Source organism: Arthrobacter sp. P1_B9 (assembly GCF_056406495.1).
This window is the reverse complement of sequence record NZ_JBFUAA010000009.1, coordinates 63,730-89,488: the sequence shown is the minus strand read 5'-3', so window position 1 is coordinate 89,488 and position 25,759 is coordinate 63,730. Positions and strand designations below refer to the sequence as shown.

The 25,759-nt window shown below is 66.1% G+C and carries 24 protein-coding genes; 12 read left to right on the top strand and 12 right to left on the bottom strand.

All coding sequences use genetic code 11. The annotated features are described in order from the left end of the window. From AC1D1A_RS13845 to AC1D1A_RS13835, 3 genes are all read right to left on the bottom strand, one after another. Positions 1 to 960 carry a carbohydrate ABC transporter permease gene (locus AC1D1A_RS13845; RefSeq protein WP_476947947.1) on the bottom strand — a complete coding sequence of 320 codons (960 nt, stop codon included), beginning with the start codon at positions 958 to 960 and terminating at the stop codon, positions 1 to 3. Positions 961 to 1,043: 83 nt separating this feature from the next. Continuing rightward, on the bottom strand, positions 1,044 to 2,339 hold the full coding sequence (locus AC1D1A_RS13840) for a sugar ABC transporter substrate-binding protein (protein ID WP_476871411.1): 1,296 nt from the start codon (positions 2,337 to 2,339) through the stop codon (positions 1,044 to 1,046). Between the two features lie 143 nt (positions 2,340 to 2,482). Further along, positions 2,483 to 3,505 (bottom strand): LacI family DNA-binding transcriptional regulator, encoded by a 1,023-nt coding sequence (locus AC1D1A_RS13835; protein WP_476947946.1) that lies wholly within the window; start codon positions 3,503 to 3,505, stop codon positions 2,483 to 2,485. Positions 3,506 to 3,731: 226 nt separating this feature from the next. Between AC1D1A_RS13835 and AC1D1A_RS13830 the strand changes: the two genes are divergently transcribed. Genes AC1D1A_RS13830 through AC1D1A_RS13820 form a run of 3 tightly spaced genes read left to right on the top strand, consistent with a single transcriptional unit; the run spans position 3,732 to position 7,383 of the window. Then, positions 3,732 to 4,508 (top strand): electron transfer flavoprotein subunit beta/FixA family protein, encoded by a 777-nt coding sequence (locus AC1D1A_RS13830; protein ID WP_476857587.1) that lies wholly within the window; start codon positions 3,732 to 3,734, stop codon positions 4,506 to 4,508. An 11-nt stretch (positions 4,509 to 4,519) separates the two neighbouring features. Further along, positions 4,520 to 5,503, top strand: coding sequence for an electron transfer flavoprotein subunit alpha/FixB family protein (locus AC1D1A_RS13825; protein WP_230010901.1), 984 nt, complete (start codon positions 4,520 to 4,522; stop codon positions 5,501 to 5,503). Positions 5,504 to 5,505: 2 nt separating this feature from the next. Then, positions 5,506 to 7,383, top strand: coding sequence for a cytochrome b/b6 domain-containing protein (locus tag AC1D1A_RS13820; RefSeq protein ID WP_476947945.1), 1,878 nt, complete (start codon positions 5,506 to 5,508; stop codon positions 7,381 to 7,383). Between the two features lie 16 nt (positions 7,384 to 7,399). On the opposite strand, the gene AC1D1A_RS13815 is transcribed toward AC1D1A_RS13820, so the two are convergent. After that, positions 7,400 to 8,068 (bottom strand): alpha/beta fold hydrolase, encoded by a 669-nt coding sequence (locus AC1D1A_RS13815; protein ID WP_476849681.1) that lies wholly within the window; start codon positions 8,066 to 8,068, stop codon positions 7,400 to 7,402. A 102-nt stretch (positions 8,069 to 8,170) separates the two neighbouring features. Further along, the gene (locus AC1D1A_RS13810; protein ID WP_476947944.1) at positions 8,171 to 8,788 is read right to left on the bottom strand and encodes a TetR family transcriptional regulator; all 618 of its coding nucleotides are present in this window, start codon (positions 8,786 to 8,788) and stop codon (positions 8,171 to 8,173) included. A gap of 83 nt (positions 8,789 to 8,871) precedes the next feature. On the opposite strand from AC1D1A_RS13810, the gene AC1D1A_RS13805 reads away from it, so the two are divergent. Beyond that, positions 8,872 to 9,651: an SDR family NAD(P)-dependent oxidoreductase gene (locus AC1D1A_RS13805; protein WP_476947943.1), complete on the top strand. Its 780-nt coding sequence runs from the start codon at positions 8,872 to 8,874 to the stop codon at positions 9,649 to 9,651. Positions 9,652 to 9,829: 178 nt separating this feature from the next. Next, positions 9,830 to 10,312: a hypothetical protein gene (locus AC1D1A_RS13800; RefSeq protein WP_476947942.1), complete on the top strand. Its 483-nt coding sequence runs from the start codon at positions 9,830 to 9,832 to the stop codon at positions 10,310 to 10,312. Positions 10,313 to 10,641: 329 nt separating this feature from the next. Here AC1D1A_RS13800 and AC1D1A_RS13795 read toward each other — a convergent pair whose 3' ends face one another. Continuing rightward, a complete protein-coding gene (locus tag AC1D1A_RS13795) occupies positions 10,642 to 11,985 on the bottom strand; it encodes an MFS transporter (protein WP_043436471.1) in 1,344 nt (447 codons plus the stop codon). Between the two features lie 267 nt (positions 11,986 to 12,252). Here AC1D1A_RS13795 and AC1D1A_RS13790 point away from each other — a divergent pair, with 267 nt between their 5' ends. From AC1D1A_RS13790 to AC1D1A_RS13780, 3 genes are all read left to right on the top strand, one after another. Then, entirely contained in the window at positions 12,253 to 12,834 is a 582-nt protein-coding gene (locus AC1D1A_RS13790; protein ID WP_476849676.1) for a PadR family transcriptional regulator, read from the top strand. A gap of 171 nt (positions 12,835 to 13,005) precedes the next feature. Further along, a complete protein-coding gene (locus AC1D1A_RS13785) occupies positions 13,006 to 14,103 on the top strand; it encodes an aromatic ring-hydroxylating oxygenase subunit alpha (RefSeq protein ID WP_028277775.1) in 1,098 nt (365 codons plus the stop codon). 35 nt (positions 14,104 to 14,138) lie between these two features. Continuing rightward, the gene (locus AC1D1A_RS13780) at positions 14,139 to 15,143 is read left to right on the top strand and encodes a PDR/VanB family oxidoreductase (protein ID WP_476947941.1); all 1,005 of its coding nucleotides are present in this window, start codon (positions 14,139 to 14,141) and stop codon (positions 15,141 to 15,143) included. Positions 15,144 to 15,211: 68 nt separating this feature from the next. Here the strand turns inward: AC1D1A_RS13780 and AC1D1A_RS13775 are convergent, their stop codons facing one another. Beyond that, on the bottom strand, positions 15,212 to 15,688 hold the full coding sequence (locus tag AC1D1A_RS13775; RefSeq protein WP_476947940.1) for a hypothetical protein: 477 nt from the start codon (positions 15,686 to 15,688) through the stop codon (positions 15,212 to 15,214). Positions 15,689 to 16,185: 497 nt separating this feature from the next. Between AC1D1A_RS13775 and AC1D1A_RS13770 the strand changes: the two genes are divergently transcribed. Next, a complete protein-coding gene (locus AC1D1A_RS13770; RefSeq protein ID WP_476947939.1) occupies positions 16,186 to 17,361 on the top strand; it encodes a zinc-dependent alcohol dehydrogenase in 1,176 nt (391 codons plus the stop codon). A 153-nt stretch (positions 17,362 to 17,514) separates the two neighbouring features. On the opposite strand, the gene AC1D1A_RS13765 is transcribed toward AC1D1A_RS13770, so the two are convergent. Continuing rightward, positions 17,515 to 17,907 carry a VOC family protein gene (locus AC1D1A_RS13765; protein ID WP_476873420.1) on the bottom strand — a complete coding sequence of 131 codons (393 nt, stop codon included), beginning with the start codon at positions 17,905 to 17,907 and terminating at the stop codon, positions 17,515 to 17,517. A gap of 102 nt (positions 17,908 to 18,009) precedes the next feature. Beyond that, on the bottom strand, positions 18,010 to 19,269 hold the full coding sequence (locus tag AC1D1A_RS13760; protein WP_476947938.1) for an NYN domain-containing protein: 1,260 nt from the start codon (positions 19,267 to 19,269) through the stop codon (positions 18,010 to 18,012). A 399-nt stretch (positions 19,270 to 19,668) separates the two neighbouring features. Between AC1D1A_RS13760 and AC1D1A_RS13755 the strand changes: the two genes are divergently transcribed. Both AC1D1A_RS13755 and AC1D1A_RS13750 read left to right on the top strand, forming a co-directional pair. After that, positions 19,669 to 20,484 carry an alpha/beta fold hydrolase gene (locus tag AC1D1A_RS13755; RefSeq protein WP_476947937.1) on the top strand — a complete coding sequence of 272 codons (816 nt, stop codon included), beginning with the start codon at positions 19,669 to 19,671 and terminating at the stop codon, positions 20,482 to 20,484. Continuing rightward, positions 20,481 to 21,452 (top strand): PAS domain-containing protein, encoded by a 972-nt coding sequence (locus AC1D1A_RS13750; RefSeq protein ID WP_476873417.1) that lies wholly within the window; start codon positions 20,481 to 20,483, stop codon positions 21,450 to 21,452. The genes AC1D1A_RS13755 and AC1D1A_RS13750 overlap by 4 nt, the downstream gene beginning before the upstream one ends. Before the next feature lie 83 nt (positions 21,453 to 21,535). Here the strand turns inward: AC1D1A_RS13750 and AC1D1A_RS13745 are convergent, their stop codons facing one another. The 3 genes from AC1D1A_RS13745 to AC1D1A_RS13735 form a co-directional block, all read right to left on the bottom strand. Further along, complete coding sequence (locus AC1D1A_RS13745) at positions 21,536 to 21,715, bottom strand: hypothetical protein (RefSeq protein WP_018775517.1); 180 nt, start codon at positions 21,713 to 21,715, stop codon at positions 21,536 to 21,538. 365 nt (positions 21,716 to 22,080) lie between these two features. Continuing rightward, entirely contained in the window at positions 22,081 to 23,376 is a 1,296-nt protein-coding gene (locus tag AC1D1A_RS13740) for a cation:proton antiporter (protein WP_230008941.1), read from the bottom strand. Positions 23,377 to 23,582: 206 nt separating this feature from the next. Continuing rightward, a complete protein-coding gene (locus AC1D1A_RS13735) occupies positions 23,583 to 24,665 on the bottom strand; it encodes a LacI family DNA-binding transcriptional regulator (protein ID WP_476858108.1) in 1,083 nt (360 codons plus the stop codon). Between the two features lie 205 nt (positions 24,666 to 24,870). On the opposite strand from AC1D1A_RS13735, the gene AC1D1A_RS13730 reads away from it, so the two are divergent. Beyond that, positions 24,871 to 25,716, top strand: a complete 846-nt coding sequence (locus tag AC1D1A_RS13730) for an ABC transporter substrate-binding protein (protein ID WP_223913949.1) — start codon at positions 24,871 to 24,873, stop codon at positions 25,714 to 25,716. The last annotated feature ends 43 nt before the right edge of the window (positions 25,717 to 25,759 follow it).

The window sequence follows — 25,759 nt, the reverse complement described above, 5'->3', positions numbered from 1 at the left end:
TCAGTCCTTCTCTCGGGTCAGGTAGCGCTGCACTGCGGAGATCAGCAGGACGAGCACGAAGAACACGAGCGAGATGGCCGAGGCGTAGGAGGTCTCCTGCTGCTTGAAGCCGGAGCGCACCGCCTCGTAGATGATGGTGGTGGTGGAATCGAGGGGCCCGCCCTGGGTCATGACGCTGACCTGGTCGAAGAGCCCCAGCGCCTGGATGGTGATGGTCACCAGGACCAGGGTGCGGGTGTGGGTGAGGCCGGGCCAGGTCACGAAGCGGAACTGGTGCCAGCGGCTGGCCCCGTCGAGTTGGGCGGCCTCGTAGAGTTCCCCGGAAATGCTTTGCAGGCCTGCGAGCCAGATGATCATGTGGAAGCCTGCGGCCTGCCAGATGGACAGGGCAATGATGGCCGGCATGGCGGTGGTGGGATCGTTGAGCCAGTCCGGGCCGTTGATGAGGCCGAAACTGGCCGCCGACAGCAACTCATTGATCAGGCCGTCCTTGCGGTACATGAACATCCACAGCAGGGACACCACCACCATGGACGTCACCACGGGAAGGAAGTAGATGGTGCGGAAGAAGTTCACGCCGCGGAACTTCTTGTTGATCAGGAGGGCCATCGCCAGGGCGAGTCCGGACTGGACGGGCACCACCACGACGGCGAAGTAGCTGACGTTCAGCAGTGAGCGCCAGAACACGGGATCCGCGAAGAGCCGCGCGAAGTTGTCCGTGCCGACAAACTCGACGGGCCGCGGGGAAACAAGCCTGGCGTTCGTGAATGCCAGGCCGAAGCCCAGGATCGCCGGGAGAAAGACGAAGGCGAGCAGGAGGACCGCGGCCGGGGCGATCATGCCCCACCCGCTGATCTGTTCGCGAAGGTGGCGCGGCCGGCGACGCGGTTTGCTGGGCGGTGCGGCCGGGGCCGGGTCCGCCAGACGGCGGCCGGGGGAGGGGAGTTGGGTGGTTGTCATGGTTTTCTCCGTCGACAGTCAGGGCCTGAGGTACTTTCGACGGCGGTTGCGCACCGCCGTCGAAAGTACCGTTTGGCAGCCGGCTAGTTCTTGTAGCCGCCGTTGGACTTGATGTTGGCGTCGATGGCCTTGACCGACTTGTCCAGCGCCGTCTTGGGGTCGGCGCCGGCCAGGATGTCCTGGACAGCCTTGCCGTATTCGGTGGCGATGAAGGGATAGGCCGGGGTTTCGGGGCGCATCACCGCGTAGTTGCGGGAAAGTTCCATGAAGATCCGGTTTGTGCCGCCTTTGGCGAACGCGGGGATCAGGGCAGCGGCCTCGTCGGTGGCCGGGATGGTGCCCGTTGCCTTCGCCACCGCGGCCAGGTTTTCCGGCTTCAGCGAGTAGGACAGGTAGTCCATGGCTGCCGCGGAGTTGTTGCAGCCGCTGGTCACGCCCCACTGCCAGGAGGCGCCGCCGATCTTGGGGCCGGTCCCGAGGTCCACGGACGGCATGACCACGAGGTCCTTACCTACCGCTGCGCGTGCCTTGTCCGCGGCCCAGGAGCCGGTGTAGAGAAGGCCGCTCTTGTTGTTGAGGAAGTCCTGGGTGGAGTCCTTGCCGCTCTTCTTCGCCATGAAGCCCTGGTCGGCAAGGCCGCGGAACCACTGGGCCCACTCGATGGCCTTGTCGCCATTGAGGACGCCGTCTGCCGACTGGAACCCGTCGCGGTTGATCAGGTCCCCACCGAAGGACTGCAGGAACGGGGAGTAGGCGTAGGGCAGCCATTCGCCGGTTCCGGCGGTACCCATGTCCAGCGGGTATTCCCACTTGCCCAGCGCCTTGAGCTTGGTCAGCGCGTCCTGGAACTCGTCCTTGGTCCACGGCTTTTCGACCGTGGCGACGCGGATACCGGCTGCCTTGAGGTCAGAGGCGCGTGCGAGCATCGCCAGTGCGACGTCATAGGTGCCAACGGCGTAGGTCTCGCCCTCCCATTTGGCCACCGTGCTCGGCAGGTTCTTGGAAACATCCGCGTCGAGTTTCAGGGGTGTCAGGTACTTCGCCCAGGCCCAGTTGGGAACATTGGGGCCATCGATGTCAACAATGCAGGGGAGCTTTCCGGCGGCCGCGGCCGAGACCACGGAGTCGTTGTAGGAGTCCTGCGGGAACGCCTGGACCTTGATCTTGGCCTTGGCACCGGCGCTCTTGTTGTAGGAATCGACGATGTTTTCAACCGCCTTGAGTTCTTCGGCGTTGCCCGCGTTGTGGGTCCACATGGTGATCTCATTGGAGCCGGCGGACGGGGCAGAGGCGCTGCCCTTGCCGCAGGCGCCCAGGGAGCCGACAAGTGCCGCCGCAGCTACACTGGTGGCGAGGATCCGGGTGAATCGCTTGTTCATGATGGTCAATCTTTCTGCTGAATTTGGGCGTGGGAGATTGCCCCGGGTCCTTCGGGACGCGGCCGGTGCAACGGCTGCGTCCCTTCTTATTGCGGTCCCCGGGCGGCGGAGCAGTGGAACGGTGTGGTGATGCCGGCAATCGGCTAACTTGGCGGCGGCCCGAGCGACCCCCGCTCAATCAGGGGGCAGTCCAGTTGCGTCTGGACTGCGGGTGTGCCGGGATTTTCGATGTCGTCCAGGATTCGGTGGACCGCCCAACTGCCCATTTCGTAGTGGGGAAGGGCGACGGTGGTGAGCCCCGGCCAAAGGGCGTCCGCGATGATTTCGAGATTGTCGATTCCCACAATGGACACGTCCTCCGGAATGCGCAGCCCCAATGCGGTGGCCGCCTGGTAGGCGCCCATGGCAACCCTGTCACTGAAGCAGAACAGGGCTGTGGGGCGGTCGGGCTGACCGAGCAGGCCCAGGGCGGCCTCGCGGCCTCCCGTGGTTTCGGGCTGGCCGATCACGAGGTGGCGGGGGTCGTGCTGCAGGCCGTGCCGCCGGAGAGCGTTGAGGAAGCCTTCCCTGCGGCCGTGCGTGGCGGGGATGTCGTCGATGTTGTTGAGCATCCCGATCCGGGTGTGGCCCGCTTGGATGATTGCTTCAACGGCCGTCTCGGCGGCGCCCACCTCGTCGGGGGTAACCGAGGAAATGGACTTGTCGTCAGTGGTGGAATCCAGCAGCACGGTGGGAAGGCCCTCCAGTTCTGCGGGGACCTGCACGCTTTGGTGGTACATCCTGGCGTAGACCACGCCGTCCACCTGGTGCTGCCGCAGCATGTTGATTTCACGGGTTTCCAGCTCGCTGTCCAGGCCCGAGTTGACCACCATCACCACGTAGCCGCGGTCGTAGGCGGCGTCCTGCGCCCCGCGGATCATGGCGCCTGCAAAGGGGGTGGTGGTGATTTCGTCACTGACCAGGCCAAGGATCTGGGAGCGCTGGTTGCGCAGTCCGCTGGCCATCTTGTTCGGGGCGTACCCAAGATCCCTGGCCACGTCCCGGACGAGTTGCTGCGTCGCTGCCTTCACCCGGAAGCTCGTGGCGTCGTTCAGGGCATGCGACACCGTGGTGACGGAGACCCCGGCGGCCTTGGCCACGTCGCGTATTCCCACTCTTGTCGTCATTGACTTCCCTTTGCAAAACGTTTTGTATCTGGTGTGAGACACGTTACACAAAACGTTTTGCAGTTGTCAACGGGACGTCCGGCTTTACCTTGATCCCGGTCCCATGGCGAGGCACTTCACGTCACGACACGGGCTCTGTCAGTCGGAAAGGGCACTAGTTTCGTAGACTCGATGGGTTCGACAATGTCTCCTCTCCAGGGACAAGCCGCCACAGGAAGAGCCATCGATGAAGATTATCGTCCTAGTAAAGGAGGTCCCCGACACGTACGGGGACCGAAAACTGAACCTTGAAACCGGCCTCGCCGATCGAGGAGTCAGCGAGGCAGTCATTGATGAGATCGGTGAGCGGGCCCTGGAGCTGGCACTGACGCACGCCGACGCGAACGAGGGCACTGAGGTCGCGATTCTTTCCCTCGCCCCCGAAGGTGCGACGGCAACCATCCGCAAGGGGCTTGCGATGGGCGCGGGAAGCGCCACCCACGTCTCTGACGAGGCGCTCCGGGGTGCGGATCTTGGACTTACCGCTGAAACCCTCGCCGCAGCGATCCGCCGCATGGGGTTTGACCTGGTGATCACCGGCAACGTCTCCACTGACGGATCCGGCGGCATGATTCCCGCGATGCTTGCAGAATTGCTTGACGTGCCGCATGCCACCGGCCTCAGCTCCGTCGAGATCAGCGACGGTGCGGTGTCTGGCTCCAGGGCCGTTGACTCCGGCGTGCAGAAGGTCTCAGCCAACCTGCCCGCGGTGATATCCATTACCGAGGCACTTCCCGAGGCGCGCTTCCCGAACTTCAAAGGCATTATGGCCGCGAAGAAGAAGCCCCTTGAGGTCCTGACCCTCGCGGACCTCGGGGTCACGGCCGACAATCCGGAGGCGGCGCGTTCGATCATGCTGACCGTTGCGGAGAGGCCCCCGCGCGCGGCGGGCGTGAAGATCATCGACGAGGGTGATGCCGGCGAGAAGCTCGCTGAGTTCCTGATCGAAAACCGACTGGCCTAAGGATCAACGACATGACTGAATTCCCTCGTGACGCAATCCTCGTTGTCGTGGAAGCCCGGGCATCCGGTGAACTCGAGAAGGCTGCGGCCGGGCTCTTCGGTGCCGCCGCTGCCGTTGGCACCCCGGTTGCATTGGTGCTTGCCTCACCCGGCGCCGGGAGCGCCGCCGCCGCGGAGGCCGCGGCCCTTGGTGCCGCGCGCGCACTCATCGCGGAGAGTCCGGATCCTTCCGTGCTTGGGGTGCCGGGCGTTGACGCGCTTGCCGCCGCCGTGGAGCAGGTGCAGCCGGACGCCATCCTGATTTCGCATTCCCTGAACGGGCGCGACCTCGCCGGACGTTACGCTGCCCGTTCGCGTGCGGCGATTTCCTCCGATGCGGTCGGTGTGTCCCGTGATGACGAGGGCGTCGTGGCACAGCACTCCGTCTACGGCGGCGCCTACAACGTGACGTCGACGTCCACGTTTGGGGCGCCGGTGATTACGGTCCGCCAGGGCTCCATCGAGGCGCGGGCGGCGGCTCAGCCGCAAGAGTCCGAGACCTTGGCCGTGACAAGCTCCGCGAAACCGGCCGCGCGGATCGACTCCTTCGAGGAGGCGCCTGCTGCCACTTCGAGGCCGGAGCTGCGTGGTGCCGCGAAGGTTGTCGCCGGTGGCCGCGGCCTCGGCTCGGAAGAACAGTTCGCACTCGTTGGACAGCTCGCCGATACCCTCGGTGCCGCCGTTGGTGCGTCGCGCGCCGCGGTGGATGCCGGCTACGTCCCGACGTCGCATCAGGTCGGCCAGACCGGGGTTTCCGTGTCACCACAGCTGTATGTCGCGCTGGGCATTTCCGGCGCGATCCAGCACCGGGCCGGCATGCAGACCGCGAAGATGATCGTCGCCATCAACAAGGACGGGGACGCGCCGATCTTCGAGGTCGCGGACTACGGTGTGGTCGGCGACGTCTTCAAGGTTGTTCCCCAGCTCATTAGCGCACTTGAGGCCCGGAAGAAGTAGCGATGGCAACTCTGTCTCGGTCCATCCGGCGGGGCCTGCCGCGCGTCGAAGGTGGCGAACCCTGGCCTCCAGCGGGCCAGGCGCCCGCCAGCATTGCCGCGGCGGGAGCGGTAGAAGCGGCAGAAGCGGCAGAAGCGGCAGAAGGGGCAGAAGCGGCAGAAGCGGCCGATCTGTCGACGTCAGTTTCCGGGGTGGAATCGGCCGCTGCCGCCGCGCCCTCCGCCCCCGCTGCCGCCGCGCCCTCCGCCCCGGCTGCTGTCCAGGAAACGGCGCCGGGTGCGGCGCTGTCCGCGCCGGTCCCGGCGGTGATTCCAGGCGCCGCGGTGGCGCGGCAGCTTCGCCGCGGCCTGCCGCGCGTGCCGGGCGGTGAACCTTGGCCGCCAGCGGGAGAAGCTCCGGTACCGGTGGCGGCTCTGTCCGGGGCTCCGGCCATCGGCGCCACGGCGGCATCTGCCGTAGATGTGGCCGCAGATGCTGCCGTGGCTGGTGCTGCTGAGAAAGCAGCAATGCCGGCGGCGGCGGCGCCTGCAGCTGCTCCGGCAGCCGCGCCTGCCACACGGACGACCGGAACCGCCTCGCTGCGTCGCGGGCTTCCCCGTGTTCCCGGTGGCGAGCCGTGGCCGCCGGCTGGGCTTGCTCCGGCGGTCGCTGCCGCCCCTGCGGTGCAGACACATCCCGAACGCGTTGCCGACGCTGTCCCTGCCCCGGCTGCCAGCGTGGTGAAGGCCGACGTCGAGACGGAGCCCTCGGCGTCGAGTGCACCCGCACCCGCACCCGCACCCGCACCCGCGGCCGCCGCCGTCCCGGCGCCCGAAGCACCGCCCGCCGTCACCGCCCCGGCACCGGTGGCACAGCCTGCCCTCGTCGCGGCACCCGCGGCCACGACCGCCCTAGCGCCCGCGGCACGGCCCGCCGCCCCGGCACCTGCGGCACGGCCCGCCGCCGTCGAAAAGCCCGTGAAGCCCAAGGCCGAGGCAAGGCTCTACGGCTCACGTACCCTGGGCCAGTGGATCAAGCTCGTCGTGCTCTTCGGCGTCGGCGGAGTGGCCGCCGCAGCGATTCTTGTGCTCGCCGCGCGCGGCGTGACGACGCTGCCGGGCGTGCCCGAGTTCCTTGAGAGATACCCCGGCGCTTATGACCTGCCCGATACGGTGGAGCCCGGCTTCCCATGGTGGGCACAGTGGGCGCACTTCCTGAACATCTTCCTGATGGTGCTCATCATTCGCTCCGGCTATCAGGTACGCACGCAGCAGAAGCCGCCGGCGTACTGGACGCCGAAGCGCGGTGGCAAGAAGATCAGCATCAACCTGTGGCTGCACCAGTCGCTCGACATTTTGTGGCTGGCCAACGGGCTCATCTTTGTGGTGCTGCTGTTTGCCTCCGGCCGCTGGATGAGGATCGTGCCGAGCAGTTGGGAGGCCGTCCCGAACGCGCTCTCCGCGCTCCTGCAGTACATGACACTCGACTGGCCCGTTGAGACCGGCTGGGTGAACTACAACAGCCTGCAGCAGATCATGTACTTCGTGGTGGTCTTCATCGCGGCCCCCGTCGCTGCGATCACGGGTGCGCGCATGAGCGAGTTCTGGCCGAAGAACGCGAAAACGCTGAACAAGGTCTACCCGTTAGAGCTTGCGCGCGCGGTGCACTTCCCGACCATGCTGTTTTTCGTGCTGTTCATTCTCGTCCACGTGTTCCTCGTGTTCGCGACCGGTGCGCTGCGCAACCTGAACCACATGTTCGGCGGCACCGACGTGGTGAACTGGGCCGGGTTCTGGCTCTTCGCGGCCGCCATCGCCATCACGGCGGCCGGATGGTACGCCGCCCGCCCGCTGGTGCTCGCGCCCATCGCGAAACTGTTCGGCCAGGTGAGCAGCCGCTAGGCCGGAATTCCCACGTTCAGCGGCGCAGCAGGTAATCGGCCACACCGTCGGGATTTGCCAGGGCGAGGAGATGGCCGCCGGGCAGGACGTCGGGCTCTATGCCGAGGCGTTCGCGGGCGAGCCGCTGTTGGAAGTCCAGCGGAAAGAAGCGGTCTCCCTCTCCGGCCAGGACGCGGGTCGGGATCCCGGGCCAGGCCGTGAACGTGCAGACCGATTCGAACACCGCCTCTGCTTCGGGGCGTTGATGCGGTTCGCCTTCCGCGGCCACTTCCGGCGGAACGTCGTGCAGGAAATAGGTGTCCGTGTCGAACTCGGCACTGTACCCGTGGGCCTGGGCCGCGCTTTGCTGCGCCGCAGCCCAGCCGGTGTTTCCCCACCATGCGCCGGGAGTCTCGCCCGGTACGGGGATCATCGCATTCACGAGGACAAGCCCGGCGACGGGGGCTTTTTCGCACACGAGCGGGGCGGTGAAGCCACCCAGCGACTGCGCAACGAGCACCACGTCCTGGCGTCCACCGACGGCTTCGAGCACCAGGCGCGCGTACTCGGGCAGCCCGGCGCTTTCATCGTCGCCGGGCAGATCGACAGCGACGGCTTCGTGGCCGGCCCCCTGCAGCAGCGGAACGATGCGGCTCCAGTACCAGGCCGCGCCGCCCGCTCCGGGGATCAGGACGAATCTGCTCACCGCAGCACCAGCCAAACCACGACGGCGGGACCCCGGGTCCGGACCGGCAGGCGGCGGCCGTTCGGCCGTCTTCGGTTCGATGCGGATCTCATCTCCCCATTGTCACCCCGCCCGCGTCGACTCCGGCACCCGCAATACCCCCACCGCTGCCACCAGATACGGCACCGGGTCCGGGTCCGTCCCGGCGGCCCACTGCATCCAGGCCTCGAACGTCGCGCCGATCAGCGCGGCACACAGATACCCCGCGACATCCTCGCGGACTCCCGCTGACACCAGGTAGGCCCTGGTCCGCTCGCGCTGCGGCGCCAGGGACTCGTAGCTCCGGCTGGCCAGCTCGGGGTGCTCGGCGATCAGCCGCAGCCGGCCGCGCGTGAGTGCCAGGTCGGGCAGGACAGCAACGCCGGCAACCGCCGCGTAGCGCAGCCCCGCCAGGAGGCCGCCGTCGGCCGCGCCGTCAACGCGGGCCGAATCCAGAACCCGGCCCGAGGCCTCGATGACCGGTTCCATGCCGCCCCAGACGAGCTCGGCCTTGCTGGCGAAGTAGCGGTACAGGCTCTTGCGCCCGATCCCGGCCTCGCGGGCGATGTCCTCCATGGAGGTCTGCTCGTAGCCGCGCTCGGCGAACAGCCGCAGCGCGATGGCGGCCACGGCGTCGGGATCAATCGTCACCGGCCGCCCGGCGGAGCGCGGGACAGCGGTGGTCACAGCATCCGAAGGCATCCCACCAGTATTCACCCTTACATAATGACACAGAGTGTCATAAGCTGGGCGGCATCACCGTCAGCAACGTCTGGAAGGACATCATGGGCAACGAAGCTTCATGGCAGGAAGCCACCACCGCCGGCCGGTTCGCCGGCAAGACCGTCATCGTCACCGGTGCCGCCTCCGGCATCGGCCAGGCCACCGCCCTGCGCATCGCCAGGGAAGGCGGCCGCGTCATCGCCGCCGACATCAGCAAGGAACGCCTGGATGACCTCGTGGCCGAGAACGCCGGCCTGGACCTGGTCCCGGTGGCCGGCGACATCTCCACCGAGGAGACCGTGGCCGCCGTCGTCGCTGCCGCCGGCGGACGCATCGACGCGCTGGCGAACGTTGCCGGGATCATGGACAACTTCGCCCCGATCCACGAGGTGGACGACGAGCTCTGGGACCGCGTCTTCCGGATCAACGTCACCGCCCTCATGCGCCTCACCCGCGCGGTGGTGCCGCTGATGCTGGACGCAGGCACCGGCTCCGTGGTCAACGTCGCCTCCGAGGCCGGCCTGCGCGGGTCCGCCGCCGGCGCCGCCTACACCGCGTCCAAGCACGCCGTCGTCGGCCTGACCAAGAACTCGGCCGTGATGTACGGGCCGAAGGGCCTGCGCTTCAACGCCGTGGCCCCCGGCCCCACCATCACCAACATCGTGGCCAACTGGGGGTCCCAGCTCGCGGCCGAACGCCTCGGCCCGCTGATGCAGGCCACCGTCCCGACGCCCGCCACCGCCGCGCAGCTCGCCGCGTCCATCACGTTCCTGCTCAGCGACGACGGCACCAACATCAACGGCGCCATCCTCGCCTCCGACGGCGGCTGGTCCGCGCTGTAAAGCACCTCACCAAACGGCAGGCGGACGACGGCGGGAAGTCCCGCCGTCGTCCGCCTTCCTGTAGGAAGGGAGCGCACCGAGGAACCCGGGCATTCGTGGTGGCTGCGGCCGGAAGGGCCTGTTTCTACGGTGCCGACCGCCGTAGGCTATGGGCATCCACCACATCGAGGAGGCACTAATGCGCACGGCAACACCCAAGAACCAGGCCGACCAGATCCGCCATCTTTCAGAGAATCTCATCTCTCAGCTCACCGAGGGGAGGGAGTGGGCCACTCCCGGAGTCGAGGCGGCATTGAAAAGAGTGGTGGCCGGGCTCGATGCCGGGATTGAATCTGCGTCTCCGAGGATCCAGACCGGACTACGGCGGCTCGCTGACGACCTCGCCGGTGGAGTGGAAACTCTGGCTCCCCGTGTTCAAGAGGGCCTGAAACGGGTTGCACCGAGTGTTGTCACGGCACCCGCGCGGGCTAAGTCGCGGCGGACGGCGTCCGGGAAGGCCTGGGTGATTGCCGGAGTGGCGGCCGTCGCGGTGAGCGCGGGAGTCGCGGCCTGGCTCTATTTTCACCGTGCGGATAACGAGCCGGTGCCGTCCGTGGATACGCAGCGAACCAGGGGCGTGGACCCCGACCTGCGCGCCGCCTCCACAGAGGACCAGACCTGAGGGACCCTACGACACCTGGGAGCCATCCGCGTCCGACGCGGACAGGCCCGTCAATCCTCATGCGCTGGCAAATACCTATGGCGCTCTCCCCCCACCGGGTTAGCTACAAGACCGTCGACGCGTTCAAGGGATGGCGGGCCGCAGAGTCATGTGCTGTGGGTTCAGCAGGGAGGAGCGGACGACGGCGGGAAGTCCCGCCGTCGTCCGCACTGTGTGGGTCTGGTTTCGTCGGCGTTGAGGCGCATAGCGTTGTGCTGCCGTCTGATTCGGCGGGAGCATCCGGAACAACATCGCCTACGGCCGTCTGAGCCTCGCACATTGACCCTGGATTATGCAGGCAGAGCTAGTTCCTTCTCTCCGTCGATTAGGGCGTCGCCATCTTGCTGGGATGGCCGCATTGCCGCGACTGCGCCGCCTGCCACCAGGACTACTACGCCGACGCCCATGTACAGCATGGACGCTGTCCAATGCGCGTCGAGCAGGGCTCCGGTGATGAGCGGAGCGACGATGGCACCAACGCGGCCTATCCCGATGGCCCAGCCCACGCCGGTGCTCCGGACGGAAGCGCCATAGAGCGCCGGGGTAATTGTGTACATGCCCGCGATGCAGCCGTTGATGAGCATGCCGACAACGCCGCCCGCGACGAAGGCGAGGACCAGCATACCCGCGGTGGAAATGAACATCACCATGGTGGCCGCCGACAGGACGGCGAAGATGACCATCACCTTCCGGCTGTTCCAGCGGATGGTCAGCAGTCCATAGAGCAACGACCCGAAGGTGCCGCCTAAGGTCAGCATCAGCCCGCCGACGACTCCCTGGCTTTCGGTCATGCCGGCCGTGACGAGGAGCCGCGGGGTCCAGCTGTTCACGAAGTAGAAACCGAACATGGTGGCAAAGAAGGCAAGCCAGACGAGCCAGGTGGAGCGGCGGTTGCCGGCTGTGAACAGTTCGGAGACCTTGTTCCTGCGATCATTCTTGGCCGCCACTGCGGGCAGTTCGGTGACGGCGGGCTGTCCGATCTTGCGCGCGATCCTGTTCAGGCGGTCCAAGACATTGCGGGGACGCCGGTTAGCGAGGAAGTCCACAGACTCGGGCAGAAGGACAGCGAGCAGTACGAAGACGGCGGCAGTGCAGATGCCGCCGAATAGAAACACAGAACGCCAGCCGAAGCTGGCCTGCAGAGTCACCGCCGCTGCGCCGCCGAGCGTTGCCCCGATGCCATATCCCGCGGTGTAGATGCTGATGGCCAGCCCGCGCCAGCGCTTGGAGGAGTACTCGCTGGCGATGACATTTGTGCAGGCGAGTATCCCGCCGATACCGAGGCCCGTGACCACGCGCCAAATCCCGAGTTCCACGGCAGAGTGCGCTACGGAGGCCAGCAGCATCCCGGCAGTTGCGAGACCGACCGAAATCAGGACCATGGGCCGGCGCCCGATGACATCGGCAAAGGGCGCGAGACCCAGCGAGCCGATGGCCATCCCGACCAGTCCGGCGCTTAGCAGGATACCCAGTTCGGCGCCGCTAAGGCCGAAGTCCCGGGTCACGCTGTTGGCGGTGAAGGCCATGGCCAGCACATCGAAGCCATCGAGGGCGTTTAGGACGATGCACAGGCCCACGATCAGCCATTGATACAGAGACATACGGGACGCGTCGATGCGTTCTTGAAGTTGCATGGGACTACTTTCTAGAGGCCACGGACGGTCCGGGCAGATGCTGAAACTGAGGTGCAGAAGATCTGGTGGCTCTTCTGGAGGCGGAGGCCGGGCCTCGTCGTTGAAGGCTGGCAGCCGGGAAACTATCTATACTGATAGGTAAATGTGGCGCGGGACACAGCATAACTATGAACGTAGTTAGTTGACAAGGGGTTTAATGGAGGCGGCGCCCGGCCCTGCCGCAAGGCATCGGCAGCAGGGCGCCCTGACGGAGAGGATCGGTGACGGGTGAGTTTGCGTTATGCCCTGCTTGCGCTGCTGACGTCTCAGCCCCTCACGGGCTATGACGTTTTCAAGCACTTTGAACAATCCGTCGGCTACGTCTGGCACGCACCGGACTCGCAGATCTATCCCGAACTCCGGCGAATGGAAAAGGATGGCCTGCTGAGCGGAGTGGAAGAGCCCTGGGGCAAGAAAGGCAAAAAGAAGCGCTATCACATCACTCCGGAAGGAGTCGAGGCTTTCCGGGCATGGATGAATACCACCCTGGACTACGCCCGGGAGCGTGACCCGATCCATCTTAAGGCGGCCTACCTTGAGTGGGCCGACCCCGAAGCCGCGCGAGCGCAGATGCGCGCCCATATTGCCTATCACTCCTCCCGCGCGCAGCAATGGCAGGACATGGTTGCCGCCTTGGAAGACCGGAGCAACCCCACGCTTGCGCGCCGCCTCGAGGCCGCGCCTGAGGAGGACCGGGCCAAGATTGCCGGCTACAAAATCTTCACCTATGAAGGCATGATCGAACGCGCCAAAGCGGAGATCGAGTGGGCCAGGCGCGGCCTGGAACTGATAGACAAGCTCGAGTCTTGAGTGCCGAAAGGCCCGGACGCCCGCCCGGGTGTCCGGGCCTTTTGCCGTCCCCTTCTGCGGTTCGCTTATGGGGGCAGCTGGGGGGCCTTGCCACTACCTATCAACATAGTTATGCTGTGATCCAAGCCACTACCTATGAGCATAGGTATACCGTGAGGGGAAGGATCGATCATGACCGCGCTGATGCAGTCCATGAGCTCTACAACGAACAAAGTGCTTGGTTATCCGCTTAACGCCTGGTATGTCGCCGCGTGGGACCACGAGGTAACCCGCAAGCCGATGTCGCGCCGGATTGCGGACCGCCCGCTCGCCCTGTACCGCACCGAGGATGGCAAGGCAGTGGCGCTGGCGGACGCCTGCTGGCACCGCCTAGCCCCGCTGTCCATGGGCAAGACCCTCGGCAAGGACCAAATCCAGTGCCCGTACCACGGCATTATCTACAACTCCGCCGGCCGCTGTGTCTCCATGCCCGCCCAGGAAACCATTAATCCCAGCGCCACCGTACCGTCTTTCCCCGTGATCGAGCGCTACCGCTATGTGTGGGTGTGGCTGGGGGATGCCACCCTCGCGGATCCGGCCCTTATCCCGGACATGCACCAAATGAGCTCGGATGATTGGGCCGGTGATGGCGAGACCATCTTGGCGCCGTGCAACTACCAGCTCGTTCTGGACAACCTGATGGACCTCACCCATGAGGAATTCGTCCACTCTTCCTCGATCGGCCAGGACGAGCTGAGTGAGTCCGATTTCGTCGTGACCCATGACGACAACACCGTCACGGTATCGCGCTGGATGCTCGACATCGAGGCTCCGCCGTTCTGGCTCAAAAACATGCGGGACAAGTTCCCGGGTTTCGAAGGGCGGGTTGACCGCTGGCAGATCATCACCTTCCAGTCGCCCTCGACCATCAACATCGACGTCGGAGTAGCCAAGGCGGGCACTGGCGCCCCCGAAGGCGACCGCAGCCAGGGCGTCAACGGCTTCGTGATGAACACGATTTCGCCGGAAAGCGCCAAAACATGCCACTACTTCTGGGCCTTCATGCGCAACTACCGGCTGGAAAGCCAGCTGATCACCACCCAGCTGCGCAACGGCGTACACGGCGTGTTCGGCGAGGACGAAGAAATGCTGGCGGCCCAGCAGAATGCTATCGACGCCAACCCGGACTACGAGTTCTACAACCTCAACATCGACGCGGGCGGCATGTGGGTGCGACGGCTGATAGAGCGACAACTCGCCGCCGAAGGCCGACTGATCCCCACCGCCTGACCGGATCGCCCGATCCCAGGAAGTTAGAAGAAGACATGGCTGCAACGAACATCGAAGTCTGGCAGATCGGCACTGTGGTCGAGGCGGAGGACATTACCGCAAAGACCCGGCGCCTGGTCCTGGAACAGTCCAGGCCCATGAAAGCCGAGCCGGGCTCACACATTGACGTGATGGTCTCGATCAACGGCGAGCAGCACAGGCGCTCCTACTCCATCGTCGATTCGAGCGGGGACGGCCGACGTGTGGCGATCAGCGTCTTCAGGGCCCCTCAATCCCGGGGCGGCTCCCACTTCATGCAGGCCCTAGAGCAAGGCGACCGGCTGGAGATCACGCAGCCGCTGCAGAATTTCCCTCTGCGGATCGGCGCTCCGCGCTACGTACTGCTGGCTGGCGGGATCGGCATCACCGCCATGATCAACATGGCCCGGGTGCTCCGAAACATCAAGGCCGACTACACCTTCGTGTACGCCGGCCGCAGCCGCCCCGCCATGGCCTACCTGGCGCAATTGGAGCAGCTGCATGGCGACGCGCTGCGAGTCCACGTGGACGATGAAGGCACAGCACTCAACGTAGATGAGCTGCTGGCCACGATTGAGCCGGACACTGAGTTGTACATGTGCGGCCCCATCCGGCTCATGGACGCCGTCAAACGGGGCTGGGATGCCCGGGCGCTCAACGTGACAAACCTCCGCTACGAGACCTTTGGCAACAGCGGCTGGTTCGACCCCGAGGAGTTCGTGGTGCGCGTGCCCCGCCTGGGCGTCGAGGCAACCGTCCTCGCCGGAAAGTCCATGCTGGAAGCGCTCGAGGACGCCGGCGTCGACATGATGTTCGACTGCCGCAAGGGCGAATGCGGACTGTGTGAAGTGCGTTTGTTCGGCCTGCGGGGCTCTATCGACCACCGCGATGTCTTCTACAGCGAACGCCAGCAGCATTCCGCAACCAAGATGTGCTGCTGCGTCTCCCGGGCCGTCAGCTTAAAATCCGGCGCCCGTGCAGACTCGGCAGCCTCCTGTGCCATTGTCACAATCGACGTTTGAGTGCCCACAGCTCCGCCGCTCGGGGTGGACCTGGAGTCCGCTGGCGAACCTGGACCGCTCCCCGCTTTTTACTCTTCGACGGCCCCGCCCGTTGACACTCCGCAAAGGGTGTCAATGTAATCGAGCGTTTTGGAACTGACATGCCGCACGGCCCCAAGAGCCTCCCGGAGAACGGCTCTGCTGGCGTCGTCACCAAGTGCTCCTCGGAGTTCGACTACAGTCTCGATGCCCTGGCTCTCGAACACGCGCGTCATGTCCTCTACCTGGGCGAGACGGCCAGGGGACGGCCAGCTGATAACTTCGGAAAGCGCCCCGGTATCGAGGCGCCGCCGGAATCCACTGGTCGTGGCGGCATCAGGCCATGCCCCGACCAGAGCGACAACGCGCGGCCTGACGGTCGCGTGGTAGTTCTGTCGCCGCTGCAGGGTCGCATCGACAATGATGGCCCCGATGTGGTCCCAGCCACGGCTGACTTCGATCGAGTCGTCTGTGCCGCGAGAGTCCAATTGCGCCGGGAGGTTGGCAGCATCATTATCGATAGTCATAGGTGAATACTCCCATGCGACAGCAGTGAGCGTGCGGCTGCGGCAGCCCAGATCGGAGCGAAACCGGGGTGGCCAAACGCAGCGGACGACGGCCGGGAGTCCCGCCGTCGTCCGCTTTGCGCGAAGGTGCCGCCGAGCCGCCGGGCGGCTATTTGGGGCGGGCGGCCAGGGCGGCCAGGCCGTGGCCGCATCCTGCCCTCAGCCGCGGGCTCCCGCCCTTCGAACGAGCTCATCGCCAGCCGGGCCGACCTCAGTCCCGGCTATGAGCTTTCCCGGGCTGCGTCCAGGGTAAAACAGCAGCCCGACAAGAAAATTGCAGCGGATGAAACTTTCAGTCCTCTTCCGGGACCTGGATCAAATTGGTTGATGCGGTCCGACCATCTAAGTCGCCGGGCTCGTAGGACTCAGACCGACGCTCCTTCCCATCCGGGCGCGAACAAGGAATGATCTTATTGGTCAGTAGACTTACTAATTTGGTTGCGACTGAAGGAGCGAATATGAGGGCACTTACCTGGCAGGGAAAGCGGTCGGTCAGCGTGGAGATGGTTCCGGATCCGGTCATTGAGAAGGGGACGGACGCCATCGTCAGGATCACCTCATCGGCCATATGCGGCTCGGACCTCCACCTGTACGAGGTCCTTGGCCCCTATATGAAGGCCGGCGACATCCTGGGGCACGAACCCATGGGCGTCGTGGAGGAGGTCGGCTCCGAGGTCAGGAACCTCAAGCCGGGCGACAGGGTGGTCATCCCCTTCAACATCTCCTGCGGCCATTGCTGGATGTGCAAACAGGGGCTGCAGTCCCAGTGTGAAACCACCCAGGTCCATGCCCACAACAGCGGGGCGAGCCTGTTCGGGTTCTCCGAGCTCTACGGTTCGGTCCCCGGTGGGCAGGCGGAATACCTGCGCGTGCCCCACGCCGACTACGGGCCGATAAAGGTCGGGCACGAACTGCCCGATGAGCGGTACCTCTACCTCTCCGATATTCTTCCCACCGCCTGGCAGGGAGTGAAATACGCCGACGTCCCCGCCGGCGGCACCCTGGCCGTCTTTGGGCTCGGCCCGGTGGGGCAGTTCGCCAGCCGCGTCGGTCGACACCTGGGTCAGCGCGTCATCGCCATCGAGCCGGTTCCGGAACGCCGCCGCATGGCCGAGCGGCACGGGGTGGAAACGATCGATTTCACAAAGGACGTCAGTGACCAGCTTCGCGATATGACGGATGGAAGGGGCCCCGACGCGGTCGTCGACGCCGTCGGCATGGAAGCGCACAATTCGCCCGTCGGCGCCTTTGCACAGAATGCAGTGGGGCTCTTGCCGGATGCCTTGGCAAGGAAGGCCATGGAGACTGCGGGCGTAGACCGCATGACGGTCCTCCATGCAGCGATCGACTCCGTGCGCCGGGGAGGCACCGTTTCGCTAAGCGGGGTGTACGGGGGTACAGCGAGCCCCATGCCCCTGCTGAGCATGTTCGACAAGCAGATCCAACTCCGGATGGGCCAGTGCAACGTCCGCCGGTGGACGGACGAGCTGCTCCCGCTCGTGGAAGATTCCGCAGACCCGCTCGGCGTCATGGACCTGAAGACTCACGAGGTCGACCTCGACGGTGCCGCGGCCGCCTACGAGATCTTCCAGAAAAAGGAAGACGGCTGCATCAAGGTGGTCCTGAAGCCGTAGCGAAGATGTCCCCGCTCCGGGAGATCTCCTCAGGTCTTCCGTCAGCCGGACCCAAGCGCAGCTGGGCTCCCCATTAGACAGGAACGGGAGCCCAGCTAGGCGACCTCGGTGAAAAGAAATCCCTCCGTCGTCCGCTTGTGTGTTAAACGGCCGCTATTCGCCGGCGGGCTGGAACAACTCGACAACGTTCCCGGACGGGTCCTCCAGCAGGATCTGCTGTCCGCCCGGGCCCTTGACAATGTCGTTCCGGAACGAGACGCCCGTGGCGCGCAACCGCTCCACTTCGGCCGCGATATCGCCCACGATGAGGTGAATGCGGTTCCAGCCTCCCGGGACGGGCACCGTGCCGTCCGGCATGGGACGGCCTGCCGAGCTGGCCGGCCCGCTCAGGAGGAGCCGCAACCGGCCGCGGGTGACGTCTGCGAACGCCGGCGCGGCGCTCATCCTGACGGTGAATCCGAGATGGGTTGTATAGAAGTCGACCGCGGCATCGACGTCGGCCACCATGTACCGGACGCTGACCAGCTCCGTAAGGTCGTTGGGCATTTCCAGCTCCTTTCCGAATTCGTTTGGGAGTACCCGATGTCGATAGATCACACTGTGGATCGGTTTGGCACCCGGCGCAAGCCCACGACGGCGGGAGGTTCGCTACGCCCGGGAGCCGCCGGGGCCGGACTCCAGCAGCCCGCCGCCGGCCCAGCGCCGGAGCGCGAGCTTTTCGGCGTCGTCGAACTCCATGAGGGCCAGCCGGCACAGCTCTTCCACGTTTCTGGTCCACGCGGCAGCGAGTTCCGCCGCTGAGATGTCCTCTGCGAGGGAGCCGCCGGCGTACACCACGCCCTGGATCACGAAGTTGACGGCAGAGCGGGACACTGGCTGCCCGGCCGCCACGCAGTCGTCCCGGACGGAGCGTGCCAATTCGCTGCGGTTGCCCGAATGGTCGCGCAGCTTCGCCGCCAGGGACAGGAAGACCTGTCTGAACTGTTCTGCCGACAGCGCCGGAACGTCCGTGACCCGGGTGACCTGCTCCTCGATCGCGGGCCGGGCGTCGGAGGCCAGCGAGGAGGGCTCCGGGGAAAACCGCTTCGCGTCCCACACCCAGCCGGGCGACGGCGTGGACGAGTATTGGATGCCCTGGCCGATCTGGGCGATCCAGGCCCCGAACTTGCCGTGCCCGCCCCAATCGGTCTTCAGCGACGGGTCCGCGGTCAGGGCCCGGTGCGCCGCGACCGCTCCCGTGACCGGACCCGGCGCGGCCTGCACCAGGGCCCGGACCTCGTCGGCGGCCGACGTCGCGGACCCGGGAGTGCCCTGGGCGGTGCGGAGCGGGGTGCCAAGTCCGGCGGACGGGACCATGCGGGGGATGCCGGCCGCGGTCCCGTTGAGGATTGCCACGAAATCGTGGGACTCCACCACGCTGTCGGCCATCTCCCGGTACGCGAACGCCACGGCGCCGGCAGCGATGACGGTGGTCATGCGGTCGGCCGCCCGGAACCGCTGGACCAGCGACGTGAAGTCGGCGTCGGCAGACGCGACGAAGAACTCCTCAATATGTGCCGCGCCGGCCAGGGCATCCATTGCTTCCAGCACCAGGTTGATATCGGTGCTGGACTTGCCCCGCTGGGTCAGGGAGGGGCAGTCGATCACCCGGAAGCCCGCGCGGGTCCAGTACGGCCGGTACTTGGAGTAGATCACCGGATTGAGGTAGCAGTTGCGGATCAGGAAGCGCCGGGATTCGTCGCCCGCGCCGCCGGCGGCCAGCGCCTCCGTCCAGTGCTTGGGGTCCTCGGCGAACCTCTTCGCGGCCGCCGGGTCCAAGGCCATCAGGCCGGTATAGACGTTGTCGAAGTCTACGAACATCGCGGCACGGATGCCAGGCCGCCGGGACTGGGGGAGGGGATCACTCATCGGCTCAGTGTGCCAGCAGGAGGGCGGCGCGTGCCAGGGGTGCCCGCTTGGTTGCCCAGTTGCCGCCGTGTGCCGGACCTCATGGCGGGAACAGGAGGTCCATACGTGTATCCGGGATCGGCCGCGCGCGCAGGAACAGCTTGCTACGGCCAGTTTTCGACTGTAAGCATCCACGCCAGAAACCCCGCGTGACCTGCGAAGACGCATGTCCGGGCCCGCAGCCCACCGGACTAAGATGGATCCACGTCGTCGAAACACATCCTTGTAATATGGGAATTTTCGTGGGGCGGCGCCTGCAGGCGCCGGACGGATTTTTCTGGGCCCGAGGCCCGGACGAATTGTGCAGCCGTCGGTCTCGATAGGTGGGTCCATGTGTGAATTGGAAGAGCAGGTTGGCCGATGATGTCCGGTGCGGCAGCGCGCAACAACGTCCAGGTGCATGGGCCAGAAGACGGCCCGGCGCTGGTGTTCGCCCACGGGTTCGGCACCGACCAGAGCATGTGGGGCAAGATTCTGCCCCGGTTCACCGACCGCTACCGGGTGGTTCTGCTGGACCATGTGGGCTCCGGCGGCTCCGACCAGTCCGCCTACGATTCGGCCACCTACTCCGCCCTTGACGCCTACGTAGATGACCTGGTGGAAGTCTGCGGCGAACTCGACCTGCAGGACGTGACCCTCATCGGCCACAGCGTCGGGTCGATGATGGCCGTCAGCGCGGCCGCCCGGGATGCAGGGCGCAGGTTCGGCCGGCTCGTGCTGGTCACGGCCTCGCCGAGCTATCTTGACCACCCCGAGGACGGCTACGTGGGAGGGTTCACCCGGCAGGACATCGACGACGTCTTCGAATCCCTGGATGCCAACTATGTGGTCTGGGCCGAGTCGATGGCCCCCGTCTACATGAATACGCCGCACGCTCCCGAACTGGAGCATGAGATCCAGGGCAGCTTCGGGCGGATCAGCCCCCGGGTTGCCCGTGACTTTGCCCGGGTGGCGTTCCTTTCCGATGTCCGGCACCTGCTCGGCGAGGTCACCATCCCGGTGCTGGTCCTGCAAAGCACCGACGACGTCGTCACGCCGGACCACGTGGGAACCTACCTGCACCACGCGCTCCCGAACAGCACCCTGGTCCGGCTTGCGGCCACAGGCCACTTCCCGCAAAGCAGCGCGCCGGCGGAAACGTCTGCCGCCATCCTCGAATTCCTGAAGCCGGCATGACCCGGACCAGCACCACGGCCGTCGACTACGGGCAACTCTTCCACCAGGCGCCCGCCGGCTACATCGTTGCCGGTACCGACGGGACCATCCTGGCCGCGAACGCCACCTTGTGCGCCTGGACCGGAATCCCCGAAGGCGGCCTCGACGGCACCCGCCTCCTGGACCTCATGCCGGCCGGGGACAGGCTGATGTACCGGACGCACGCCGGGCCGAAGCTGGAACGCGACGGGCACCTCGCCGAACTCTCGATCGAGCTGTTGGGACAGGACGGGCAGCGCAGGCCCGTCCTGCTGTCCGTCACCCGGACCGTGGACGGGGCAGAACCGAGGGATTTGATGATCTTTTTCGCTGCCCCCGAGCGGCGGCGGTATGAGCGCGAACTGGCCAGCGCTCACCGGCAACTCGAGGATGCCGAGGCGGACCGCGCCGCGCTCCTGCGGGAAGCCCACCATCGGGCGCTGCATGACCCGCTGACCGGCCTACCGAACCGGCGGCACCTCGAGGAAAACCTGCTGGGGGCCCTGGCCAGCGCCGGCGAACAGCGGAACCGCGTCGGCGTGCTCTTTTGCGACGTCAATAAGTTCAAGCAGGTCAACGACACCCTGGGCCACGCGGCCGGCGACCAGGTCCTGGAACACGTGGCGCTGATGCTCTCCCAGGCCGTGCGCGGCGCGGACACCGTCACACGCTACAGCGGGGACGAGTTCGTTGTCCTGATCCCTCGGCTGGAGCACGCGGCGGAGCTCGAGGCGGTTGCGGAGCGCGTCCGGAGCTGCCTGGCCGGCGCCATCACCATCGCGGGGAGCGAGCTCCGGCTGGGCATGTCCGTTGGCCAGGCGGAAACGGCTGTCCCGGCGGACGCTGATCCGGCCGCGCACAAAGAACTGGCCACGGCCCTGCTGCTGGCCGCAGATCAGGACATGTACCGGGTCAAGACGGAAATGCGCGGGGCCGTGGGCGCCGGTTGATCCGCGGGCTTAAACGCCAAACGACGACGGCGGGAGGCGGCTCCCGCCGTCGTCGTTTGGCTTTGCTGCCTGGAACCCGGGCTTTAGGCGCCGTGGTTCAGGCTGAGGGTGAAGGTGTTCGGGCCGCTGGCGTGGACCGCGATGTTGCTCTTGGCTGTGTTGTGGCGCTCGGAGAGCTCGTGGACCAGCGCGTCCAGCTCGTGGTGCATGGTGGAGCGGTCCCAGAGCTTGTGGGTTACAGAGTTGGCAGTTTCAAACGTCATTGTTCAGTGCTTCCATTTCATGAATCCGGATGTCCGGCTGCCGCACCGATGCGGAGCCGCCGTAGGGGCCAAACCAGGAACGCCTGAGACCGTGGGCAGCTCTGCGAGCTCACCGGTTTGGCCTCATTGCGTCCACCAGGATGGGTGCCCGGCGTTTACTGCGGACGCGGAACGTCGCAGAAATTCGTCAGGCTGCACCGGCAGGAACGTCGCAGTCCCTGCCTTGCCTTTCCATAGTGCACAGCGCCGCGCGGGAGGCTCAAGCCAGATGGCGAAATTTGCGCGTGAGACTCATCACAGCCGCTGTGCCGGAACGTGGACGGCGACGACGGCACCCGAGTCCGGCGCGGACGGTTCAGTGCGGTCTAGGGACGGGACCGCTTCGACCGAAAATGCGGAGGGTGGATGTGCATGCGGCTCAGCCCCCGGGCGGGGGCCGGAGAGACCGGCACCGGTCCGCCGGGCTCCGGTCCCGCTGCGGCAGCGGCCCGTCCGTAGCGGGCAGCCAACGGTGCGGCGCTGAAGCCGTGGGCCAGGACGCTGAGCAGTACGGTGGCGGCAATGACGGCCACAGCCTGATCGGACAATGGTCCAAGGGCTTCCAGCGCCAGCAGCGCGAACACGAGCGACGCCAGTCCGCGCGGGCCGAACCAGCCCACGAACAGGACGGTTTTCCGGTCGAGGCCGGCGCCAATTGAGGCCAGCGCCACCGGCAGCATCCGCACCACCGTGAGGCTGAGCACGGCATACGCGATGGTCAGGGGGAGGGAGTGCTCCAGCATGATCGGCACGGTGATGGCTCCGAAGGCCAGCCACACGAGCAGGGACACCAGGCCGCTCATCTGCTCAACGAAAGCCAGTTCGGCCGGCCCCCGTTCCCCGGCGCAGGTGCCGAACGCCAGCCCGGCGCAGAACGCGGCGACGAAGCCGTTGCCGCCCACCGCGAGTGCGGCGCTGTAGGAGAGCAGGCTCAGGGCCAGGACGCCGATGCCGGCGAAATCCTCGGTTGCGGTCCCGCGCCGGCGGGCCAGCTGGAGCAGCCACCCTCCCGCGGCGCCGGCCGCTGCGCCGACACCGGCGCCGATGAGCAGCTCCATGGCCGCGCTGCCTGGGCCTTCGGCGCTCTCCAGGCCTGCTGCGGCGGCCGCGCCGGCGATGGCGAGCATGACGACCGGGGTGGCGATGCCGTCGTTGAGGCCGCTTTCGACCGTGATCAGCTGGCGGATCCGCGACGGCACCGCCGGATTCGTCACCACGGGTATTCCGAGTGCGGCGTCGGTAGGGGCAAGCGCAGCACCGACGAGGAGGGCCAGCCAGAACCCGAACTGGGGAAAGAACCAAGCGGCCAGGGCCCACCCGAACACAATCGTCAGCGGCAGACCGACTCCCAGCAGCCGCACGTAGCGGCTCACGTCTTGGCGCAATTGCTGGAGCGGCAAGCGGGCGGCGTCGGAGAAGAGCACCCACACCAGGGTGACCTCGACAACCGGGGTGATACTCGCCAAGGGCGACGGGCCACTAACCAGCCCGGACCAGGCCAGGGCTGCGCCGACAGCGGTGAACACAATAGGAGCGGTCAGGTCCGCCTGCTGCAGCCGCGCCGACACCAGCGCCCACGCGAACAGGAGGGCGGTGATGAGGACAATGACCGTCAGCTCCATGGCGGATCGGCGCCCGTTTCCGTGGGCGCAGCGTGAGGGCGGCCCGATTCCAGCAGTCGGATGGGTCCGCCCACAGGGATCACGCTCCCTCCGCCGATTGCACCAAACGTTCCCCTGCAGTTCAGTGAATCCGCCGGCCCGGGACCGCGCCAGAGAACTAAGCCCTGTCCTTTGGGTCGAGGCGCCCAATGGCGCCCGCAAGCGGACTAAGTGTGCTCGCGGGCCGCCCGCGGGGCCGCGACCGAGCCGCGGCGGATCAGTGCGGCCGTGAATGTCGGTGCGGCCGCCGGTGCCTTGCGGCCTTCGATCTGCCGGATCAGGGCTGACGCGGCCGCTACGCCCATGTCGTAGACAGGCTGGGCGATAACCGTGAGCGGGGGCGTGGTCAGGCGCGTCCAGGCGAAGTCGTCATACATGAGGAAGGAGACATCACCCGGAATGGAGAGGCCGAGCTCGTGGATCGCTTCCACCACGCTGAGGCCGATCAGCCCGTCGGAGGCGATGATCGCCGTCGCCGGGTCAGGGCGCTGCACCAGCTCGCGGGTGATCTTCTTGATGGACTCGTCGTCGCCGGCGTTGAGGCGGATCAGATCGACGGGCAGGTCCAGCCCCGCCTCCTCGAATGCGCGTTTCATGCCGTCGCGCCGGTCCGAGATCTGGGACGAGTCCAGCTGCATGCCGTCGTGGTACGGCCCGGCTGTTTTCAGCGTGGAGACGAAGGCGATCCTCCGGTGGCCGGACTTGAGCAAATAGCTGGTGGATTCATGGGAGATTTCCTCCATGTCCACCGCCACGGTGTCGACGTCGAGCCCTGGCGCCTTGCGGTCCAAAAGGACCAGCGGACGGCCGGATTCGTAAACGCGCCGTAAATGTTGCGTTTCCACGGAAGACGCGGGTGCCACGATCAGGCCGTCAACGCGCTTGTCGAGGAGCACCCTGACGGCGTCGATTTCCGCCTCGGTATCCTCGTCCGTATTGATCAGGATGACATTGAATCCACTCCGCTTGGCGGTATCCGTAATGCCCCGCGTGGCCAGGCCGAAATGGGGGTTTTCGATGTCGCCGACCACCACCCCGATGGTGTGCGATTTCCCGGTGTTCATGCTGCGGGCGAGCTCGTTGGGCCGGTACTCCAGTTCCTCGGCGGCAGCCAGCACCCGCTCACGCACGTCGTCGCTCACGGCCCCGTAGTTGCCCAGGGCGCGGGCGGCCTGGGCCTTGGAAACCTGGGCTGCTTTGGCGACGTCGGCGACAGTGACATCGCGGCGCCGGGAAGCATCACTATTCATTACGGCCTTTCGTAGCGGACCCTTGACGCCTGATGTGGCTTCGATTACATTTCTAGCAATCGATGTGAGTCCGGTCTCAATCCTAGGGACTGAGACCGGACTCAGCAAGACTTCCATCGATAAAGTCCCACTCCACGGGGCCCACTGCCTGCCTGCCCCGCTGCTCACCCCCACGATTGGAAACGCTGTGAACACAGGAAACAAAATGCGCCCCGGGGCGCTCATCGCCGCTGCTGTTGCCGCGGTCCTGGCACTCTCCGGCTGCGGAGGCAGCTCATCCGCCTCGTCCTCGCCGGCGGACAACCCCTACGGCCTGATTGAAGCCGGCACCATCCGCGTTGCCAGCCTGGGTGATTCGAAGCCCTATACCTTTGCCGACGCCCAGGGTAACTTCACCGGCTTCGACGTCGAGCTCTTCAAAGACGTCGCCCACCGCGCCGGAGTGGACAAGGTCGTCTTCACCGGACAGGACTTCTCCGGGCTGCTCGCGGCCGTCTCCAACGGCCAGTTCGACGCCGGCGTTGCGGCGATCGGCATCACTGACAAGCGCAAACAAACCGTCGACTTCTCCGATGGCTACCTGGCCGGCTACTTGACCGTCATCACCACGAAAACCTCGGGCATCACCGGCGCCGACGGCCTCGGCGGAAAGCGTCTCGGCGTCGTGCAGGGAACGCTGCAGGAGGCTTACGCGGTCAAGAACTTCACCTCCGCGAGCCTGGTGCGCTTCCCGGACAACAACACCGCGATCGCCGCCGTCAACAGTGGATCCGTTGATGCACACTTCCTGGACTACGAGGCCGCCAAGGCCTATGAAACGCAGTACGGGCTGATCAGCGCCGCGGACATCCCGTCCTTCGACGCTCCCGCCGGCTTCGCCGTGGCCAAGGGCAAGACCGCTTTCAAGGACGCCCTCAATAAGGGCCTTGCCGCAGCCATGGAGGACGGCACCTGGAAGAAGCTCTACCAGAAGTGGTTCCCGGGCTCCCCGATGCCCGAGCAGTACCTGCCGAAAGCTGAGCAGACGGCAACGCCTGCGCCGAGCAAGTAAACGGCCCAGCAAGTAAGCGGCCGGCAACCAACAGGCACCGAAC

Coding starts and splice junctions, on each gene's coding strand:
- AC1D1A_RS13845 (WP_476947947.1), bottom strand. CDS start 960: ATGACAACCACCCAACTCCCCTCCCCCGGCCGCCGTCTGGCGGACCCG.
- AC1D1A_RS13840 (WP_476871411.1), bottom strand. CDS start 2,339: ATGAACAAGCGATTCACCCGGATCCTCGCCACCAGTGTAGCTGCGGCG.
- AC1D1A_RS13835 (WP_476947946.1), bottom strand. CDS start 3,505: ATGACGACAAGAGTGGGAATACGCGACGTGGCCAAGGCCGCCGGGGTC.
- AC1D1A_RS13830 (WP_476857587.1), top strand. CDS start 3,732: ATGAAGATTATCGTCCTAGTAAAGGAGGTCCCCGACACGTACGGGGAC.
- AC1D1A_RS13825 (WP_230010901.1), top strand. CDS start 4,520: ATGACTGAATTCCCTCGTGACGCAATCCTCGTTGTCGTGGAAGCCCGG.
- AC1D1A_RS13820 (WP_476947945.1), top strand. CDS start 5,506: ATGGCAACTCTGTCTCGGTCCATCCGGCGGGGCCTGCCGCGCGTCGAA.
- AC1D1A_RS13810 (WP_476947944.1), bottom strand. CDS start 8,788: ATGCCTTCGGATGCTGTGACCACCGCTGTCCCGCGCTCCGCCGGGCGG.
- AC1D1A_RS13805 (WP_476947943.1), top strand. CDS start 8,872: ATGGGCAACGAAGCTTCATGGCAGGAAGCCACCACCGCCGGCCGGTTC.
- AC1D1A_RS13800 (WP_476947942.1), top strand. CDS start 9,830: ATGCGCACGGCAACACCCAAGAACCAGGCCGACCAGATCCGCCATCTT.
- AC1D1A_RS13795 (WP_043436471.1), bottom strand. CDS start 11,985: ATGCAACTTCAAGAACGCATCGACGCGTCCCGTATGTCTCTGTATCAA.
- AC1D1A_RS13785 (WP_028277775.1), top strand. CDS start 13,006: ATGACCGCGCTGATGCAGTCCATGAGCTCTACAACGAACAAAGTGCTT.
- AC1D1A_RS13780 (WP_476947941.1), top strand. CDS start 14,139: ATGGCTGCAACGAACATCGAAGTCTGGCAGATCGGCACTGTGGTCGAG.
- AC1D1A_RS13775 (WP_476947940.1), bottom strand. CDS start 15,688: ATGACTATCGATAATGATGCTGCCAACCTCCCGGCGCAATTGGACTCT.
- AC1D1A_RS13770 (WP_476947939.1), top strand. CDS start 16,186: ATGAGGGCACTTACCTGGCAGGGAAAGCGGTCGGTCAGCGTGGAGATG.
- AC1D1A_RS13765 (WP_476873420.1), bottom strand. CDS start 17,907: ATGCCCAACGACCTTACGGAGCTGGTCAGCGTCCGGTACATGGTGGCC.
- AC1D1A_RS13760 (WP_476947938.1), bottom strand. CDS start 19,269: ATGAGTGATCCCCTCCCCCAGTCCCGGCGGCCTGGCATCCGTGCCGCG.
- AC1D1A_RS13755 (WP_476947937.1), top strand. CDS start 19,669: ATGATGTCCGGTGCGGCAGCGCGCAACAACGTCCAGGTGCATGGGCCA.
- AC1D1A_RS13750 (WP_476873417.1), top strand. CDS start 20,481: ATGACCCGGACCAGCACCACGGCCGTCGACTACGGGCAACTCTTCCAC.
- AC1D1A_RS13745 (WP_018775517.1), bottom strand. CDS start 21,715: ATGACGTTTGAAACTGCCAACTCTGTAACCCACAAGCTCTGGGACCGC.
- AC1D1A_RS13740 (WP_230008941.1), bottom strand. CDS start 23,376: ATGGAGCTGACGGTCATTGTCCTCATCACCGCCCTCCTGTTCGCGTGG.
- AC1D1A_RS13735 (WP_476858108.1), bottom strand. CDS start 24,665: ATGAATAGTGATGCTTCCCGGCGCCGCGATGTCACTGTCGCCGACGTC.
- AC1D1A_RS13730 (WP_223913949.1), top strand. CDS start 24,871: ATGCGCCCCGGGGCGCTCATCGCCGCTGCTGTTGCCGCGGTCCTGGCA.